This is a genomic window from Pseudomonas sp. QLc11A (assembly GCF_052112305.1).
Lineage (GTDB): Bacteria > Pseudomonadota > Gammaproteobacteria > Pseudomonadales > Pseudomonadaceae > Aquipseudomonas > Aquipseudomonas laurylsulfatiphila.
Genome location: NZ_JAVAJJ010000002.1, coordinates 142790 through 161436 on the forward strand (window position 1 = coordinate 142790; position 18647 = coordinate 161436).

15 protein-coding genes are annotated in these 18647 nt (G+C 60.7%); 5 read left to right on the forward strand and 10 right to left on the reverse strand.

What is annotated here, in order from left to right; all coding sequences use genetic code 11:
• Nucleotides 1-138 precede the first annotated feature (138 nt).
• The 3 genes from Q8X48_RS03580 to nadE all read left to right on the forward strand — a co-directional run bounded on the left by Q8X48_RS03580 (nt 139) and on the right by nadE (nt 3301).
• A complete protein-coding gene (locus Q8X48_RS03580) occupies nt 139-1050 on the forward strand; it encodes a LysR family transcriptional regulator (protein ID WP_015093243.1) in 912 nt (303 codons plus the stop codon).
• A gap of 192 nt (nt 1051-1242) precedes the next feature.
• Nucleotides 1243-2469, forward strand: coding sequence for a nicotinate phosphoribosyltransferase (pncB, locus tag Q8X48_RS03585; RefSeq protein ID WP_126048937.1), 1227 nt, complete (start codon nt 1243-1245; stop codon nt 2467-2469).
• Between the two features lie 4 nt (nt 2470-2473).
• Nucleotides 2474-3301: an ammonia-dependent NAD(+) synthetase gene (gene nadE / locus Q8X48_RS03590; RefSeq protein WP_407799674.1), complete on the forward strand. Its 828-nt coding sequence runs from the start codon at nt 2474-2476 to the stop codon at nt 3299-3301.
• 174 nt (nt 3302-3475) lie between these two features.
• Here the strand turns inward: nadE and azu are convergent, their stop codons facing one another.
• Nucleotides 3476-3922: an azurin gene (gene azu, locus Q8X48_RS03595; protein ID WP_015093240.1), complete on the reverse strand. Its 447-nt coding sequence runs from the start codon at nt 3920-3922 to the stop codon at nt 3476-3478.
• A 344-nt stretch (nt 3923-4266) separates the two neighbouring features.
• Here azu and Q8X48_RS03600 point away from each other — a divergent pair, with 344 nt between their 5' ends.
• Entirely contained in the window at nt 4267-4854 is a 588-nt protein-coding gene (locus tag Q8X48_RS03600) for a TIGR00730 family Rossman fold protein (protein ID WP_007973290.1), read from the forward strand.
• Between the two features lie 68 nt (nt 4855-4922).
• Entirely contained in the window at nt 4923-5102 is a 180-nt protein-coding gene (locus tag Q8X48_RS03605; RefSeq protein WP_007973286.1) for a hypothetical protein, read from the forward strand.
• 234 nt (nt 5103-5336) lie between these two features.
• Here the strand turns inward: Q8X48_RS03605 and Q8X48_RS03610 are convergent, their stop codons facing one another.
• From Q8X48_RS03610 to rpsF, 9 genes are all read right to left on the reverse strand, one after another.
• The gene (locus tag Q8X48_RS03610) at nt 5337-6227 is read right to left on the reverse strand and encodes a transglutaminase family protein (RefSeq protein ID WP_095964708.1); all 891 of its coding nucleotides are present in this window, start codon (nt 6225-6227) and stop codon (nt 5337-5339) included.
• Complete coding sequence (locus tag Q8X48_RS03615) at nt 6227-8713, reverse strand: circularly permuted type 2 ATP-grasp protein (protein ID WP_407799676.1); 2487 nt, start codon at nt 8711-8713, stop codon at nt 6227-6229. Before Q8X48_RS03615 ends, Q8X48_RS03610 begins: the two co-directional genes overlap by 1 nt.
• A gap of 88 nt (nt 8714-8801) precedes the next feature.
• Entirely contained in the window at nt 8802-12074 is a 3273-nt protein-coding gene (locus tag Q8X48_RS03620) for a transglutaminase family protein (RefSeq protein ID WP_407799677.1), read from the reverse strand.
• Between the two features lie 361 nt (nt 12075-12435).
• On the reverse strand, nt 12436-14739 hold the full coding sequence (locus Q8X48_RS03625; protein ID WP_095964705.1) for a YgiQ family radical SAM protein: 2304 nt from the start codon (nt 14737-14739) through the stop codon (nt 12436-12438).
• Between the two features lie 286 nt (nt 14740-15025).
• Nucleotides 15026-16423, reverse strand: coding sequence for a replicative DNA helicase (gene dnaB / locus Q8X48_RS03630; protein WP_095964704.1), 1398 nt, complete (start codon nt 16421-16423; stop codon nt 15026-15028).
• A gap of 134 nt (nt 16424-16557) precedes the next feature.
• Nucleotides 16558-17004 (reverse strand): 50S ribosomal protein L9, encoded by a 447-nt coding sequence (rplI, locus tag Q8X48_RS03635; protein WP_007973276.1) that lies wholly within the window; start codon nt 17002-17004, stop codon nt 16558-16560.
• 19 nt (nt 17005-17023) lie between these two features.
• Nucleotides 17024-17917 carry a hypothetical protein gene (locus tag Q8X48_RS03640; protein WP_407799680.1) on the reverse strand — a complete coding sequence of 298 codons (894 nt, stop codon included), beginning with the start codon at nt 17915-17917 and terminating at the stop codon, nt 17024-17026.
• A gap of 36 nt (nt 17918-17953) precedes the next feature.
• A complete protein-coding gene (gene rpsR, locus Q8X48_RS03645; RefSeq protein ID WP_002551829.1) occupies nt 17954-18184 on the reverse strand; it encodes a 30S ribosomal protein S18 in 231 nt (76 codons plus the stop codon).
• A 28-nt stretch (nt 18185-18212) separates the two neighbouring features.
• Nucleotides 18213-18635, reverse strand: coding sequence for a 30S ribosomal protein S6 (gene rpsF, locus Q8X48_RS03650; RefSeq protein ID WP_007973274.1), 423 nt, complete (start codon nt 18633-18635; stop codon nt 18213-18215).
• Between the last annotated feature and the right edge of the window lie 12 nt (nt 18636-18647).

Genomic DNA, 18647 nt, shown 5'->3' on the forward strand with positions numbered 1-18647 from the left:
CCGGAAATTCACGGCTGATCAGACCTGTAGTTTTAGCTGCCCGGAGGTTACTCAACAAACGACCTTTAAGAGAGATATCATTCCGTTTATTCATGCTGTGCATTGCTGGCAATAAGAAACAAGAACCAAGGACCGCCCATGCTGAATAAACGCTACCTGCCATCGATCGCTGCGCTGCAGTGCTTCGAAGCCGTCACCCGGCACTTGAGCTTCACCCGGGCTGCCGAAGAGCTGAACCTGACCCAGAGCGCCGTGAGCAAACAGGTCGCGCAACTCGAGGAGCTGTTGCAGCACCTGCTGTTCCGCCGGGTGCGCCGCCGCCTGCAGATGACGCCGGCCGGCGATCTGTACCTGGTTGAAGTGCGAAAAATCCTCACTCAGGTCGAGATGTCGACCCATTACCTGCGTTCCTACGGTGGCGAAACCGAAGTCCTGCGGGTTTCGACGCCGCCCACCTTCGGCGCCCGCTGGCTGGTACCGCGCCTGAAAGGCTGGCGTCTGCGCCATCCGTCGATCCATCTGGACCTGTGCAGCGAACAGGAAGCCGACGACCTGCTGCAAGGTCGCAGCGACCTGGCGTTCTACTTCGGCCAGGGCTCGCGGCCCGGCACCGAATGCCTGAAGCTGTTCGGTGAAGAGCTGGTGCCAGTGTGTGCCCCGGGCAGCCTGCCGGACACCCCGTTCACCGACCCAACGCAACTGACCGACCTGGTCCTGCTGCAAAACGCCTCCCGCCCCCAGGCCTGGCATGACTGGTTCGACCACCAGGGCTACCACACCGAGCACAGCTACCACGGCCCGCGTTTCGAAACCTTTTACATGTGCATCCGCGCCGCCCAGGTTGGCTGCGGCGTGGCACTGCTACCGCGCTTTCTGGTGGAAGAGGAACTGGCCGACGGCAAGCTGGTCATTCCCTGGCAGCATGCAATGCCCAGCAGTGACGCCTATTACCTTGCGTACCCGGAGCATTCGGCGGAAGTGCCCAAGGTGCGGGATTTTGTGAAATGGATGCTGGAGCAGATTGATAGCCCGGATGCCCCACAACATTGAGCCTTTTCACAATCCCTGTGGGAGCGAGCTTGCTCGCGATGGCGTCATTACATTCAATACTTGAATTGCCTGTCAGTCCGCTATCGCGAGCAAGCTCGCTCCCACAAGGATCTGGGGCAGTCTGAAAAATTGCTGGCAATCCCCACCACCGTTGTGCGCCACTAGCTCTATTCAATGTGGAGAACCCCCGTTATGAGCGAGAGTGTGTTTGCCGATCGCATCGTGCAGAACCTGCTCGACACCGACTTCTACAAGCTGACGATGATGCAGGCGGTGCTGCACAACTACCCCAACGTCGAAGTCGAATGGGAGTTTCGTTGCCGTAACGGCGAGGATTTGCGCCCATACCTGGCGGAAATCCGTTTCCAGATCGAGCGCCTGGCCGAACTGAGCCTGAGCGCCGATCAATTGAGCTTTCTGGAACGCATCAGCTTCCTGAAGCCGGATTTCCTGCGCTTTCTCGGCTTGTTTCGCTTCAACCTGCGCTACCTCCACACCGGTATCGAAAACGGCGAGCTGGTCATCCGCCTACGCGGCCCCTGGCTGCATGTGATCCTGTTCGAAGTGCCGCTGCTGGCGCTGGTCAGCGAGGTACGCAATCGCTATCGCTATCGCGAAGTCGTGCTGGAGCAGGCCCGCGAGCAGCTCTACCGCAAGTTCGACTGGCTGAGCGCCAACGCCAGCAGCGATGAATTGTCCGAGCTGCAGGTGGCCGATTTCGGCACGCGCCGCCGTTTCTCGTATCGCGTACAGGAAGAAGTGGTGAATGTGCTCAAGCACGACTTCCCCGGACGCTTTGTCGGCACCAGCAACGTGCACCTGTCCCGGGAGCTGGACATGAAACCGCTGGGCACCATGGCCCACGAATGGATCATGGCGCACCAGCAGCTCGGCCCGCGGCTGATCGACAGCCAGATCGCCGCACTCGATTGCTGGGTCCGCGAATACCGTGGCCTGCTGGGGATTGCCCTGACCGACTGCATCACCATGGATGCCTTCCTCGGCGATTTCGATCTGTTTTTCGCCAAGCTTTTCGACGGTTTGCGCCACGATTCGGGCGATCCGGTGGTCTGGGCGGAAAAAGCCATCGCCCACTATCACAAGCTCGGTATCGACCCGATGAGCAAGACCCTGACCTTCTCCGACAGCCTGACCCTGCCCAGGGCCCTGGAGATATTCCGGGCGCTGCGCGGTCGGATCAATGTCAGCTTCGGCATCGGCACCAACCTGACCTGTGATATTCCGGGTGTCGAACCGATGAGCATCGTGCTTAAAATGGCCGCCTGCAACGGCCAGCCGGTGGCGAAGATCTCGGACGAGCCCGGCAAGACGCACTGCAAAGACCCGAATTTCGTCGCGTACTTGCGACACGTTTTCCAAGTACCTGCCGCCCTTTCAAGTACATCAAGCAAGGAGTGAATTCATGCAAGCCGTACAGCGTGAGATTGCTGAACAGCTCAAGGTCCAGCCGCCATTCGCCGACGAAGCCGCCCTTGAGGCCGAAGTCGCCCGGCGGGTGACTTTCATTCAGGACTGCCTGGCCAACTCCGGGCTCAAGACCCTGGTCCTGGGCATCAGTGGCGGTGTCGACTCCCTGACCGCCGGCCTGCTGGCCCAGCGAGCCGTGCGTGAACTGCGCCAGCGCAGCGGTGATGCCGCGTACAAATTCATTGCCGTGCGCCTGCCCTACGAAACCCAGTTCGATGAACACGACGCCCAGGCTTCGGTAGATTTCATCAAGCCGGACGAGCGTCACACCGTGAACATCGGTCCGGCGGTCAAGGCCCTGGCCAATGAAGTGGCGGCCTTCGAAGGCAAACATGCGGTGTCGGTGGACTTCGTGCTCGGCAACACCAAGGCGCGCATGCGCATGGTCGCCCAATACACCATCGCCGGCGCGGCCCATGGCCTGGTGATCGGCACCGATCACGCGGCGGAAGCGGTGATGGGGTTCTTCACCAAGTTCGGTGACGGCGCCTGCGACCTGGCGCCACTGAGCGGTCTGGTGAAAAACCAGGTCCGCGCCATCGCCCGCAGCTTCGGCGCGCCGGAATCGCTGGTGGAAAAAGTCCCGACGGCGGACCTTGAAGACCTGTCGCCCGGCAAACCGGACGAAGCCTCCCACGGCGTGACCTATGCCGAGATCGACGCGTTCCTGCACGGCCATCCGGTGCGTGAGGAAGCGTTCAAGATCATTTGCGACACCTACAACAAGACCCATCACAAGCGTGTGATGCCGTTCGCGCCTTGATTGGTGATTGAATGAAAAAGCCCGCTGAAGAGTGATCCTCAGCGGGCTTTTCTTTGGCCAGCACATTTGTTGATGCAGATGGCCCATTCGCGAGCAGGCTCGCTCCCACATTTGATCGCGGTCTAAATGTGGGAGCGGGCTTGCTCGCGAAGAACGATGACGCGGTGTACCTGATTACTTCAGGGTCACGGTGCCTTTCATCATCGAGATGTGGCCCGGGAACGAGCAGAAGAACCCGTACTTTTCACCGGCCGCGAGCTTGGACACGTCGAAGGTCACCGAATCGGTTTCCTTGGCGCCGATGATCTTGGTGTGGGCGATCACACGGGCGTCACCTTCTTTCAGGTAGTTCTTGTCGATACCGGCGCTCAGGCCATCGGTGGCGATCGGCTGCATGTCGGCTTCTTTACTCAGCACCCAGTTATGGCCCATGACGTTCTTCGGCAAGCTGCCGGAGTGCTTGAGTTCCACGGTAAACGTCTTGCAGCTCTTGTCGATTTCAATGGCCTTCGTGTCGAAAGACATCTGGTCGGTGGAGTCGACAGTGACTTTGCACTCGGCAGCCATCAATTGGCTGCTGGCCAGTGTCAACAGGGATACCGCAACAAGTTTGGCAAACATGGTGAATCTCCAAGGCAGGGTTAACGAAATCGCGAATAAACAGAAGACTGCCTGAAAACTTCGCAAGTTCATATGACTTGAATCAAAAATTGTATACAACTTTCGAGCTATGGCACCGATGCGAAATATCTAACGGCCAAGTGTCTGGTCCGGGCCTATCATCAGGCCGTCCCCCTTCAAATGGAATGTCTGTCATGTCGATCAACAGCCTGTTGTGCAGTTTGCTGGCCGCCTACGCCTGCGGCGCCAGCGGTACGTACGAAACGCCAAAACACCAAGTCTAGCCCTTGGAGTGACGCGCGCCTGCCTTTACTCTGTGGCCCTGATCGACCATGGAGCAAGGCATGTCTTTAACATCCGTTTGTGTATTTTGTGGCGCCAGCACCGGCACCCACCCGGCTTACCGCGAAGCCGCCGTGGCCCTTGGCCGGGCTCTGGCCGAACGCAAGCTGACCCTGGTGTATGGCGGTGGCGCCGTGGGGCTGATGGGCATCGTCGCTGATGCGGCCCTGGCGGCCGGCGGTGAAGTGATCGGCATCATCCCGCAAAGCCTCAAGGACAAGGAAATCGGCCACAGCGGCCTGACCCGCCTGGAAGTTGTCGATGGCATGCACGCGCGCAAGGCCCGGATGGCCGAACTCAGCGATGCCTTTATCGCGCTGCCCGGTGGCCTTGGCACCCTCGAAGAACTGTTCGAAGTCTGGACCTGGGGCCAACTCGGCTACCACGGAAAACCGCTGGGATTGCTGGAAGTGAACGGTTTCTACAGCAAATTGACGTCTTTTCTTGATCACATCGTCGGCGAAGGCTTCGTTCGCGGGCAGCACCGTGACATGCTGCAGGTGAGCGAATCGCCGCAAAACCTGCTCGATGCTCTGGATGCCTGGCAACCGTCCGTAGCGCCAAAGTGGGCCGAGCAAAAACCCAGCTAACGGCTCGGCACCGATACAGGGCAGAATATGCGCCGCTCAACCTCACCTTCGACCCCAGAGGATCGCCCATGGCTAAACCTAATTATTCCTTCGCCAAACGTCAGAGAGACTTGGCCAAGGAGCAGAAGAAAGAGGAAAAGCTTCAGCGCAAGAAAGCTACAGCTGAAGAAGCGGCACTGAACCCTGAGGGTGAAGTGGCGGCAGAAGACGATGTTGATGCACCAAAAGACTCGGCGCCCGACGCCTGAGAACCTCCGGGCCGGTTGATCTGATCTGGCCCACCGGATCTGTGTAATGGATTGGCAGCTTGGCTGCCGATCCTCACAGGCCGATCTAAAACCCCACCCCAAAGAGCTGCACATACCGCCCCCTGTAGGAGCGAGCTTGCTCGCGAAAAACTCCAAGACAACGCATTTTTCCTGACAGTACGCGTCATCGTTCACGCCCATCGCGAGCAAGCTCGCTCCTACAGTCGATCGTTGTTATTCCAGTGGCATCACGGTTACCCGAACTTCCGGGTCGTGGTTCCCTCCTCCCAGGATCACCCCCCGCAACGGCGACACATCGGAAAAATCCCGGCCCCAGGCCAGGGTGATGTGCTCCAGCGCCGGCTGCACATTGTTGGTCGGATCGAAATCCACCCACCCCGACACCGGACAAAACACCGAAACCCAGGCGTGGGACGCATCGGCGCCGATCAGCCGTGGCTGACCCGGTGGTGGCTGGGTCAGCAGGTAGCCGCTGATATAGCGCGCCGCCAACCCTCTGGAACGCACGCAAGCGAGCATCAGGTGAGCAAAGTCCTGACAGACCCCGCGTCGGCGCTCCAGCACTTCCACCAGCGGAGTCGCCACCTGGGTAGCTTCAGCATCGAAGGTGAACTCGCTGAAGATTTTCTCCATCAGCGCCTGCACGCCGAGCAACAACGGTCGACCGGGTGGAAAACAGCTTTGCGAGAACTCGACGAAGTTTTTCTTCAAATGCACATACGGCGATTCGAACCGGTATCGGCAGGCTTCGAGCAATTCTGGCGACAACGGTTGGCTGCTGTAGGTCAGTGCGCTTCGTGTGTGTTCCCACGCCGCAGACTTACTGAAGTCCAGCACAGGTCGGGGCAACACTTCGATCGTGAGACTGGCGTTGACCAGCAACTCATCGTGGGGACGCTCGAACGCCAGCCGGGTCAGCGGATTGCCGAATACATCCAGCTCATCGCGACGCGAGGTTGGCTGCGGACTGATCTGCAATTGCCGGTCGGTGCAACGCTGCCAGGCACAAGGGCGCGGCCACAAATGCGCCAACTGCTGGGCCAGGGACACCGGGCTGTCGTAGTGATAATGGGTGTCGTGGAAAATCTGGTAACGGGCGCTCATCAGACAGACACCGTGCGCTGGCTGACATCGTCGACATGGGCGAAATGCCGCAGCGCCAGGCGATCGGAGACTTGCCCGCTGGCGTCGGCGATCTCCTGCAACAGTGCGGCCAACCCTTCGATGGCGGCGCGAACACTGGCATCGCCGAACAGCGGGTTTTCCAGGCAACCCAGATCGAATCGCGCCAGACGCTCGACCAATTGCGGCAGTACTGTTTCACGCGGTACGCCAAAGTCGTCGTTGAGACGCTTGAGGGTGCGTGTCACCAGTTTCAACTGGAACAACACGGCGTGAGGGTTCTGCTCGTCGAGCAACAACAGGTCGAGTACCGGGATCAACTGCGCGACCGCCAGATAGCGCGACCGGTAGGTGATGCTGCTGTTGCCCAGTTCCAGCAACCATTCCAGCCCGGCCTGATCGAAGACCCCGGCGCCCCGCAGGAACGCCGCCAGGCTGCCGCTGAGAAACTGCAAGCGTTCGATCCGCCGGCCAATCATCAGGAAACGCCAGCCTTCGTCCCGGGTCATGTCGTCCAGGGCAAAGCCGGACAGCGCCGCCAGGGACATCACCAGACGGTTGAGGAAATCCAGCAACTCGCCGAAATCCGGTTCTTCGGTTTCCAGCTCCATGGCTTCGCGCTGCAACTCCACCAACGCCTGCCAGTTTTCCCGCGAGAGCTTGCCGCGCACTTGCGAAGCGGCCCACTGCAAGCGTTGCAGGTTGGAACGCAGGCTGAACGGCCAGTCGTCACCGAGCAATGCCGCCAACAGGCGTTCGGGTAATTCGCCCTCTTCGGGCAGCAGCATCAACCGTTCGCCGAGATCGACTGCGGCCTGCAAGGCTTGCGGGTCGTCGCCGTCGACATAGCGCGCGAGCATGACGCGCAGCAAACGGGCACTGTCATCGCAACGTTCGCAGTAACGGCCAAACCAGAACAGGTTTTCCACCACCCGCGATGGCAGATACGGATCGCGCCGCACCAGATCATGCACGCTGATGTTGCGCTGGGCCTTCCATTGCTCGCCACTGGGCGCTCGATCGCCCAACACCCAAGTGTCCTTGCTGGCGCCGCCGCGTTGCATCGACACCACTTCGGCATCGGCTTGCGCGGCGACCCGGGTCAAGCCACCGGGCAACACCCGATATCCCTCACGGCTGGCCACCGCATACACGCGCATGCCGATGGCCCGGGGTTGCAGTTGACCGTCTTCGGCTTGCCAGATCGGCGCCTGGGACAGTTGCGCAAGTTCTTGCGCCACATAAGCATATGGCCGTGCCTGCATGCGCTCGGCGAGCTCCTGGCGCTGTTTTTCACTCAAGTCGCGGCCAAATACCGGTGCAAAGCTCTGGGACGGAAACGCCGGTTTGATCAGCAGCTCCGGCAGTTTTTCCAAAGCCTGGGCCAATACCGGCGCTTCGCCGCACCACCAGGTGGCGATGGACGGCAGGATCAGCTCTTCGCCGAACAGGAACTGATTGATCTTCGGCAGGAAACCCAGCAAGCCCGGCGATTCCAGCACACCACTGCCAAGCGCGTTGGCTACCAGCACCCGCCCCTGCCGCACCGCTTCCAGCAGGCCCGGCACACCGAGGGCCGAATCAGTGCGCAGTTCCAGCGGGTCGCAGAAGTCATCGTCGAGCCGACGCATGATCGCGTGCACCCGGCGCAGTCCACTCAGGGTCTTCAGGTAGACCGTGGCGTCGCGCACCGTCAGGTCGCCGCCCTCCACCAGCGGATAGCCGAGCTGACGCGCCAGGTACAGATGTTCGAAGTAACTTTCGTTGAAACGCCCGGGTGTCAGCAGCACCACCAAGGGTGCGTCCTCGTCACTCGGGGCCTGACGCGCCAGTGTTTCCTGCAAGGTACGGAAGAACCCGGCCAGGTGTTGCACCTTCAAATCACGGTACAACTCGGGAAAGGCCCGGGACACAATCGTGCGGTTTTCCAGCGCATACCCGGCACCGGAGGGCGCCTGGGTGCGGTCCGCCGTGACCCACCAGCGGCCATCGGGTGTGCGCGCCAGATCCACGGCATACAGATGCAGAAAGGCTCCGTCAGGCGGGTTGATCCCCTGACAGGGCCAAAGGAAGTTGTTGTGACCGAACACCAGTTCGGCGGGCAGCAGGCCTTCGGCAATCAGCTGTTGCGGACCGTAAAGGTCAGCCAGTACGGCATTGAGCAAACGCGCCCGCTGCGCGATGCCGGCCGACAACTGTTGCCATTCATCGGCAGCGATGACGTGGGGCAGCAGGTCCAGCTCCCACGGCCGGTCAGCGCCCTTGGGGTCGGCATAGACGTTATAGGTAACGCCGTTTTCCTGAATCTGCCGGGTCAACAGGGCCTGACGCTGCACCAGTTGTGCCGGCGTGCTGCGTTGCAACTGCTCGAACAGCCGACGCCAGTGCGGGCGCACGGCGCCACTGGCGTCGAGCAGTTCGTGATAGGTGCCCGCCGTCAGCGGGTAGCGGTCTAGCAGGTCAGGCATGGAAAGCTCGGCAGACAGCAATGATCGGTCAGACTAGCGCAGGCTCGTGACGCCCGGATAGACGAAAAATCCGAGCGTCGCGGACGGTTTAGAAACGTCGCAAATCGAGCGTCATCGGTAGCTCATCGTTAATGTCCAGATGGGGTACAGGCAGTTTCCCCGGCGTGTGCCCGATGCGGAAGAAGCGCGCCATCCGCCGGCTCTCGGCCTCATTGGCATTGACCGGCAAGCTGTCGTAATTGCGCCCGCCCGGGTGGGCGACGTGGTACTGGCAGCCGCCCAGCGAACGCTGCATCCAGGTATCGAGCAGGTCAAATACCAGCGGCGCGTGGACCGGGATGGTCGGCTGCAGGCAATTGGCCGGTTGCCAGGCACGAAAACGCACGCCCGCGACGAATTCGCCGACTCGCCCGGTGGGCTGCAATGGAACAGGAATACCATTGCAGGTCAGCAGATAACGCTGGGGCGGCAAGCCGCTGAGTTTGACCTGCAAACGCTCCAGCGACGAATCCACGTAACGCACCGTGCCGCCCATGGCGCCCTCTTCACCCAGTACGTGCCAGGGCTCGAGCGCCTGACGCAGCTCCAGTGCAATACCGCTGACGGCGTAATCGCCCACCTTGGGAAAACGGAACTCCAGATGCGCGGCGAACCATTCAGCCCGCACCGGATAACCGGCGGCGTTGAGGTCGACGATGACATCGGCAAAATCCTGCTCGATAAAGTGCGGCAGCAGGAAGCGATCGTGCAGCTCCGTGCCCCAGCGCGCGAGTTTTTGCGGTGCATAGGGCTCGCGCCAGAACCGCGCCACCAGCGCCCGCAGCAACAATTGTTGTGCCAGGCTCATGCGGGCATGGGGCGGCATCTCGAACGCGCGCAGCTCCAGCAATCCGAGGCGGCCGGTGGCACCGTCCGGCGAATAGAGCTTGTCGATGCAGAACTCGGCGCGGTGGGTGTTGCCGGTGACATCGATCAGCAGGTTGCGCAGCAGTCGATCCACCAACCATGGCGGACACTCCTCACCCGGTGAGGGCATTTGCGCAAATGCGATTTCCAGTTCGTACAAGGCATCGTTGCGCGCTTCGTCGACGCGGGGCGCCTGGGACGTCGGGCCGATGAACAATCCGGAAAACAGGTAGGACAAGGACGGGTGGTTGTGCCAGTAGCTGATCAGGCTGCGCAGCAGATCCGGGCGACGCAGAAACGGCGAGTCCCCCGGGGTCGCGCCACCCAGCACGAAATGGTTACCGCCGCCCGTACCGGTGTGCCGGCCGTCGATCATGAATTTCTCGGTGGTCAGGCGGGTCTGGCGCGCTTCTTCATAGAGGAACTCGGTGCGCTCGACCAATTCATCCCAGGTGGCGGACGGCTGCACGTTGACTTCGATCACCCCCGGGTCCGGGGTGATGCGGAAGTTGCTCAGGCGTGGATCGCTCGGCGGCTCATAGCCCTCCAGCAATACCGGGCACATCAGTTCTTCAGCGGTGGCTTCGATGGCCGCGACCAGTTCAAGGTAATCCTCGACCCGCTCCAGCGGCGGCATGAACAGGTACAACCGGCCTTCCCGCGCCTCGGCACAGAAGGCCGTACGGGTCAGCCAGTCGGCGGACTCGTCGATTTTGGGTGCGCGCTCTTCTGTGACGGCTGCGCCTTGGCTCTGAAGCTGACCGGTGTCAGGCAGCGGCGGGAACGCCTGATTCGGGTCTTGGGCATGAATGAATGGATATTCCGCCGCTTTCACCCAGGGTTGCGACCCCAGCGGCAAGCGATAGCCCAGCGGCGAGTCCCCCGGCACCAGACGGCAGTGCTCTTCGCGCAGATACCAGCGGCCGCTCTGCCACTGATCGCCCTTGGCGGTGCGCGCCAGCGGAAGGACCTGGCCAATCACCTTGTCCAACCCCTGGCTGAACACCTTGCGCAGACGCGCCCGCTCCAACGGCTCCTCCAGACGCGAATCTTCGGCGCTGACGTTTTGCGGCAGCATTCCTTCGCGCCAGAGGTAATAGAAATTGTCTTCGTAGGCTGGAAAAACGAAGCGGGTCGGAATTTTCAGGCGTTCGGCGACACTCGCCAGAAAACGTCCGGCCAGCGCGCCATCGGCGCCGTAGTCTTGTTGTTCGTCGGCGATCAGCGCGCTGTTGTGCCAGATCGGCACGCCGTCGCGGCGCCAATAACAATTGAGCGACCAGCGCGGCAGTTGCTCGCCGGGGTACCACTTGCCTTGCCCGAAATGCACCAGTCCATTGGGCGCGTAGTGTTTACGCATGCGCTGGAACAGTTCGGCGGACAACCGCCGCTTGTCCGGCCCCAGTGCCGCGGTATTCCACTCGGCACCGTCCGGGTCATCGATGGACACAAAGGTCGGCTCGCCGCCCATGGTCAGGCGCACATCGCCCTCCAGCAAGTCGGCATCGATCTGTCGGCCCAGGGCCTGGATCGCCATCCACTGGTCGTCGGTGTAGGGCCTGGTAACCCGCGGCGCTTCCCAAATCCGCTCCACGGACATTTCGTGGCTGAATTCGCACTCGCAGGGTTCCACGAGGCCACTGATCGGTGCCGCAGAAGACGGATCGGGACTACAGGCCAACGGAATATGTCCTTCACCGGCAAACAGCCCGGAGGTTGCGTCCAGACCGATCCAGCCGGCACCGGGCAAGTACACCTCGCACCAGGCGTGCAGATCGGTGAAATCCACTTCGGTGCCGGACGGACCGTCGAGACTTTTCACGTCGGCGGTCAGCTGGATCAGGTAGCCCGACACGAAACGCGCCGCCAGTCCCAGGTTGCGCAGCAGTTGCACCAGCAACCAGGCGGAATCGCGGCACGAACCGGAAGCCTGTTCGAGGGTATGTTCAGGCGTTTGTACGCCGGGCTCCATGCGAATCAGGTAGTTGATTTCTTCGCTCAGGCGCTGGTTGAGCGCGACGAGGAAGTCCACGGCAGGCAACGGTGTGCGGTCGATGCCGTCCAGATAGGCCTTGAATTTCGGCGTCAGCGGCAGGGTTTCCAGATACGGCGTCAGTTCCTTGCGCTCATCTGCTGCATAGGTGAAGGGGATCTTTTCCGCGTAGGGTTCGAGGAAGAAGTCGAACGGATTGAAGATCGCCATCTCCGCCAGCAGATCGACCTCGATCCGCAGTTCTTCGGTTTTCTCCGGGAACACCAACCGCGCCAGGTAATTGCCCTGGGGGTCCTGCTGCCAGTTGATGAAGTGCTGCTCGGGCGAGACTTTCAGCGCATAAGACAGAATCCGCGTGCGGCTGTGGGCGGCGGGACGCAGGCGAACAATCTGCGGACCCAGCTCGACAGCGCGGTCATAGCGGTAATGCGTGACGTGGTGCAATGCGACATGAATCGACACGGCGTGCCTCCTGCGAGCCTTGAGCGTATTGGAAAGCGCGCAAGACTTATGCCATCGCGCATTGCTGGCGCTTTCTTCGGTTGCCTGAGGCAGTACAGCACCAAAAACGGGCGATGCGGATAATTGGATTGCAAGAGTTGCACGTATTTGTGGCGTCAGTTGCATAGACGCCGCCAAAACCGGCCTCTTCGCGGGCAAGCCCGCTCCCACAGGTTTAGAGGCGTTCGCAAAATTTGTGTTTGACTCGGACACTGTGGGAGCGGGCTTGCCCGCGAAGAGGCCAGCAGCCCTGCACACCCTCCAAGCCCGGAATGCAAAACGCCAACCCGAAGGTTGGCGTTCTGTTCAGCGCAGGCGAGGCTTAGCGCGGTACGACGGGTTTGCGAGCCGGCTTCGGCCCCTTGCCCTTGGCCGCGTCCTTGCGTTCCTTGGCCGCCTGCTGGTTGCGGGCGAACGCCGCCGCCTTGGCCTGTTCGCGCTTGTCCCACGGGTTGCCGCCATCGCTGGCACGCGGTGGCAGGCCTGTGTGCTGGGTGAGGATCTTGGTGGTCTTTTCCTTGGCCACCTTATGGCTGCCGGCCGGCGTCGAGTTCTTGCGACGGGCGCTCTGGTAGCTGTCAGTCGACGGCTGGTGCAAAGGAATCAACTGGTTCTTGCCCGGCCCGATCAGGTCGGCGCGACCCATGCGGGTCAGTGCTTCACGCAGCATTGGCCAGCCTTTCGGGTCGTGATAACGCAAGAACGCCTTGTGCAGACGACGCTGCTCCTCGCTCTTGACGATGGTCACCGCGTCACTCTTGTAGGTGACCTTGCGCAGCGGGTTCTTGCCCGAGTGGTACATCGCGGTGGCGGTGGCCATCGGCGACGGGTAGAACGCCTGCACCTGGTCGGCACGGAAACCGTTGCCCTTGAGCCACAGGGCCAGGTTCATCATGTCTTCATCGGTGGTGCCCGGGTGGGCGGCGATGAAGTACGGGATCAGGTACTGCTCCTTGCCCGCTTCCTTGGAGTACTTCTCGAACATGCGCTTGAACTTGTCATAGCTGCCGATGCCCGGTTTCATCATCTGGTTGAGCGGACCTTCCTCGGTGTGTTCCGGGGCGATCTTCAGGTAACCACCGACGTGGTGGGTCACCAGCTCTTTAACGTATTCCGGCGACTCGACCGCGAGGTCATAACGCAGGCCGGAAGCGATCAGGATCTTCTTCACACCCGGCAATTCACGGGCACTGCGATACAGCTTGATCAGCGCCGAGTGGTCGGTGTTCAGGTTCGGGCAGATACCCGGGAACACGCAGGATGGCTTGCGGCACGCGGATTCGATTTCCGGGCTCTTGCAGGCGATGCGGTACATGTTCGCGGTCGGGCCACCGAGGTCGGAGATCACGCCGGTAAAACCGGGAACCTTGTCGCGAATTTCTTCGATTTCGCGAATGATCGACTCGTGGGAACGGTTCTGGATGATCCGCCCTTCGTGCTCGGTGATCGAGCAGAAGGTGCAGCCGCCGAAGCAGCCACGCATGATGTTCACTGAGAAGCGGATCATGTCATAGGCCGGGATCTTCTCCTTGCCGTACGCCGGGTGCGGAATGCGCGCATAAGGCATGCCGAACACGTAGTCCATTTCTTCGGTGGTCATCGGAATCGGTGGCGGGTTGAACCAAACGTCCACTTCGCCGTGCTTCTGCACCAGCGCGCGGGCATTACCCGGGTTGGTTTCCAGGTGCAGCACGCGGTTAGCGTGGGCGTAGAGCACCGCGTCGTTGCGGACCTTTTCCACCGACGGCAGACGGATCACGGTCTTGTCGCGGGTCATGCGCGGGCTGGCCAAAATCTGCACGACCTTGGCTTCTTGCGGATCGTCAACCGGACCTTTTTCCTGCTCGATGGCGCAGGCCTGGGTGTCCTGGGTGTTGACGTACGGGTTGATGATCTTGTCGATCTTGCCCGGACGGTCGATGCGCGTGGAGTCGACTTCGTACCAGCCTTGCGGCGTATCACGACGGATGAACGCGGTCCCGCGCACGTCGGTAATGTCTTCGATCTTGTGACCGTAGGACAGACGCTGGGCGACCTCGACGATCGCGCGCTCGGCGTTGCCGTAGAGCAGGATGTCGGCGCTGGCGTCGATCAGGATCGAGTTGCGCACGCGGTCCTGCCAGTAGTCATAATGCGCGATGCGGCGCAGCGACGCTTCGATGCCGCCGAGCACGATTGGCACGTGCTTGTAGGCTTCCTTGCAGCGCTGGCTGTAGACCAGGCTTGCGCGATCCGGACGCTTGCCCGCCAGGCCACCCGGGGTGTAGGCATCGTCGGAGCGGATTTTCTTGTCGGCGGTGTAACGGTTGATCATCGAGTCCATGTTGCCGGCCGCGACACCGAAGAACAGGTTCGGCTCGCCGAGCTTCATGAAGTCGTCTTTGGACTGCCAGTTCGGCTGGGCAATGATCCCGACGCGGAAGCCCTGGGACTCCAGCAGCCGGCCAATGATCGCCATGCCGAACGACGGGTGGTCGACGTAGGCATCACCGGTGACGATGATGATGTCGCAGGAATCCCAGCCGAGCTGATCCATCTCCTCCCTGCTCATGGGCAGGAACGGCGCTGGCCCGAAACATTCGGCCCAGTACTTGGGATAGTCAAATAACGGCTTGGCTGCTTGCATGTCGATAACCGGTGTTGGCTTTCATTGAATTTCGCGGGCGCGGAATATAGCACAAATTTTGACCAATTCCGACGGCTGTGGTCGGAAATTGGTGGGAGATGCTATAGCGCAATACCTTGGAGCAACACACAACCCTTGTGGCGAGGGGGCTTGCCCCCGTTGGGTTGCGAAGCAACCCCAAAACCCGAGCCCCCATTCTCCAGATGAAATGGGTTGGCTGGTTTTACGACTGCTTCACAGCCGGACGGGGGCAAGCCCCCTCGCCACAGGGGCCCTGCATCAACAGTTATTCGTCGTCGTCGAAGTTATAGCTACCCGGCGCCAGGTTCTCGAATCGGGTGTACTTACCGATAAAGGCCAGGCGGATAAAGCCGATCGGCCCGTTCCGCTGCTTGCCGATGATGATCTCGGCAATGCCCTTGTGCTCGGTTTCCGGGTGATACACCTCGTCGCGATACACGAACATGATCACGTCGGCGTCCTGCTCGATCGCTCCGGATTCCCGCAAGTCGGAGTTCACCGGGCGCTTGTTCGGCCGCTGTTCCAGGGAACGGTTGAGCTGCGAGAGCGCCACCACCGGGCAGTTGAATTCCTTGGCCAGGGCTTTCAGGGATCGGGAGATCTCGGAAATCTCGTTGGTCCGGTTGTCACCGCTGGAACCCGGGATCTGCATCAGCTGCAGGTAGTCGATCATGATCAGGCCGACATCGCCGTGTTCGCGCACCAGACGGCGGGTCCGGGCGCGCATTTCCGACGGGCTGATGCCCGCGGTATCGTCGATGAACAGCTTGCGGTCGTTGAGCAGGTTGACCGCCGAGGTCAGGCGCGGCCAGTCGTCGTCTTCCAACTGACCGGAACGCACCTTGGTCTGGTCGATGCGGCCGAGGGAAGACAGCATACGCATGATCAGCGATTCGCCTGGCATCTCGAGGGAGTACACCAGGACGGCCTTCTCGCTGCGCAACACGGCGTTTTCCACCAGGTTCATCGCAAAGGTGGTTTTACCCATGGACGGACGGCCGGCGACGATGATCAGGTCGGCCGGTTGCAGGCCGCTGGTTTTCTCGTCGAGGTCGGTATAGCCGGTGGACAGCCCGGTGATGGCGTTGTCGGTGTTGAACAGGGTGTCGATGCGGTCGATGGCTTTGGTCAGCAGGTCGTTGACGCCCACCGGGCCACCGGTTTTTGGCCGCGCTTCGGCAATCTGAAAGATCTGGCGCTCGGCTTCGTCGAGAATCTCGGCGGCGGTACGGCCTTCCGGATTGAAAGCGCTATCGGCGATTTCGGTGCTGATGCCGATCAATTGACGCAATGTCGCCCGTTCGCGAACGATCTGCGCATAGGCCTTGATGTTGGCGACGGACGGGGTGTTTTTCGCCAGCTCGCCCAAGTAACCGAGGCCGCCGACCTGTGAAGTCTGACCTTCCTTGTCCAGTTGCTCGGACAGGGTCACGACGTCGATCGGCATGTTCTGATCGGCCAGTTTGGCGATCGCGCGGAAAATCAGGCGGTGGTCATGCCGATAGAAATCGCCGTCGGAGACCTGATCGAGCACGCGTTCCCAGGCGTTGTTGTCCAGCATCAGACCACCGAGCACAGCCTGTTCGGCCTCGATGGAATGCGGCGGCACCTTCAGCGCGGCGGTTTGCAGGTCGTATTGCTCGGGAGCTAAGATTTCGTTCATGGCCACTTGGTTTTTTTTTGGAAAGCAGGAATGTAAAAACTGGGATGCCAGAAAGACAAAGGGCACGACCTGTAAACAGGATCGTGCCCGATGTTACCGGCAAGCACCCGAGGGTGCCAGCCGACAAGTGCTGCTTAAGCTGCTACCACGACAACGCGTACGGTGGCTTCAACTTCGGCGTGCAGGTGCACGGCTACGTCGAATTCGCCTACGTTGCGGATGGTGCCGTTCGGCAGACGAACTTCGCTCTTCTGCACTTCAACGCCGGAGGCGGTCAGTGCGTCAGCGATGTCGTGAGTACCGATCGAACCGAACAGCTTGCCTTCGTCGCCAGCGGTGGCAGTGATGGTCACTTCCAGCTCGGCCAGTTGGGCAGCGCGGCTTTCAGCCGATGCTTTGCGATCTGCTGCAGCTTTTTCCAGCTCAGCGCGACGCTCTTCGAACGCAGCCAGGTTGGCTGGGGTCGCAGCGGTAGCTTTGCCGTAAGGCAGCAGGTAGTTACGACCGTAACCAGCCTTAACGTTCACTTTGTCACCCAGGTTGCCCAGGTTGGTGACTTTTTCCAGAAGGATCAGTTGCATGTGAAAATCCTCTTAACTTTTAACCTTCACCGTTCGCGTTATCGGCATCTTTCGGTGCCGAACGACCGCGAAAATCAATCAGGCTGTCGACGATGGCCAGGACCACCAGCAACGGATAGATCAGTTGCATGAACAGCAACAGCGTCACGTACAACCCCACAAGCCAGAACCTGGCCAGTCGCTTCTGCGCCACCAGCCCGTGAATCAGGGCCAGCCCGGCGAACACCAGCGGTACGCTGCACAACGGCGTCAACATGGCCATCTGCGGACCGATGTTCGGCCCCAGAAGCATGCACGCCAGCAGCAACATCGCCGGCAACAGCGGGAGGCGGATGGCGCGAAACTCGCGACCAAAACCGCCCGGGTTGTACAACAACGCCTGCCAGTAACGCCCGACAAGCAGGCTCAGCAAGCTGACGATTTGCAACAACGCCGCAATCAGGCCGGTCAGGACCGGTGCAATCAGGGACGCGAAACGCGCTTGTTCGTCTACCGACAACTTCTGGTAGACATCACCGAGTAGCGACGGCATGACTTTGATCAAAGCCTGCGCCAGCATCTCGATCTGGGGAGCAAAAGCTGTCCCCAACACCACTGAAAACACCACTCCCATCGCTATGCTGACCAGCAGCACGCGGTTCCAGGACTCGCTTGCGCGCAAAACCAACGCAAGGCTCGCAGACCCCAGCAGCACCAGAAGTGCCCGTGGGTCGTCGGAGTAAAGCCACCAGGCCAATGCCGGCAGCAGTCCCAGAGCAAGAACGCCCAGGGCGTCCCTCAATCCGCGCCGCAGGAGCACAAGGCATCCGGCGGCAGCACCCAACCAATACAACAGCGGCAATGCCGCGCATCCAGCCACTACCAGAGTGGCCTGCATACGGCCGCGCATGATGAACTCAGCTATGGCCCGCATGCATTCAATCCTTTGCTACGTGTCGACTGCCCGGTCTCAGCGGCCGTGGCTGTCGGTGTAGGCCAGCAGGGCCAGGAAGCGGGCGCGCTTGATAGCGGTGGCCAGCTGACGCTGATAACGAGCTTTGGTACCGGTGATGCGGCTTGGAACAATTTTGCCGGTCTCGGATACGTAGGCTTTCAGAGTGTTGAGATCTTTGTAATCGATCTCTTTCACGTCTTCAGCGGTGAAGCGGCAGAATTTACGACGACGGAAGAAACGTGCCATTTGATAGGCTCCTTAAAAGGTCCGTGGATTACTCGTCAGCGTTATCGCTGTTGTCGCTGTCATCACTGTCAGCGCTTTCAACGCCTTCGTGCTCAGGACGGTCGCGACGCTCACGGCGCTCACTGCGGTTTTCTTCAGCCTTGAGCATCTCGGACTGGCCGGTAACGGCTTCGTCGCGACGGATGACCAGGTTACGGATCACTGCATCGTTGTAGCGGAAGTTGTCTTCCAGCTCGGCCAGGGCCTTGCCAGTGCACTCAACGTTCAGCATCACGTAGTGAGCCTTGTGAACATTGTTGATTGCGTAGGCCAGTTGACGACGGCCCCAATCTTCCAGACGGTGGATTTTGCCGCCGTCTTCTTCGATCAGCTTGGTGTAACGCTCAACCATGCCGCCGACTTGCTCGCTTTGATCCGGGTGGACCAAAAAGATGATTTCGTAATGACGCATGAATGCTCCTTA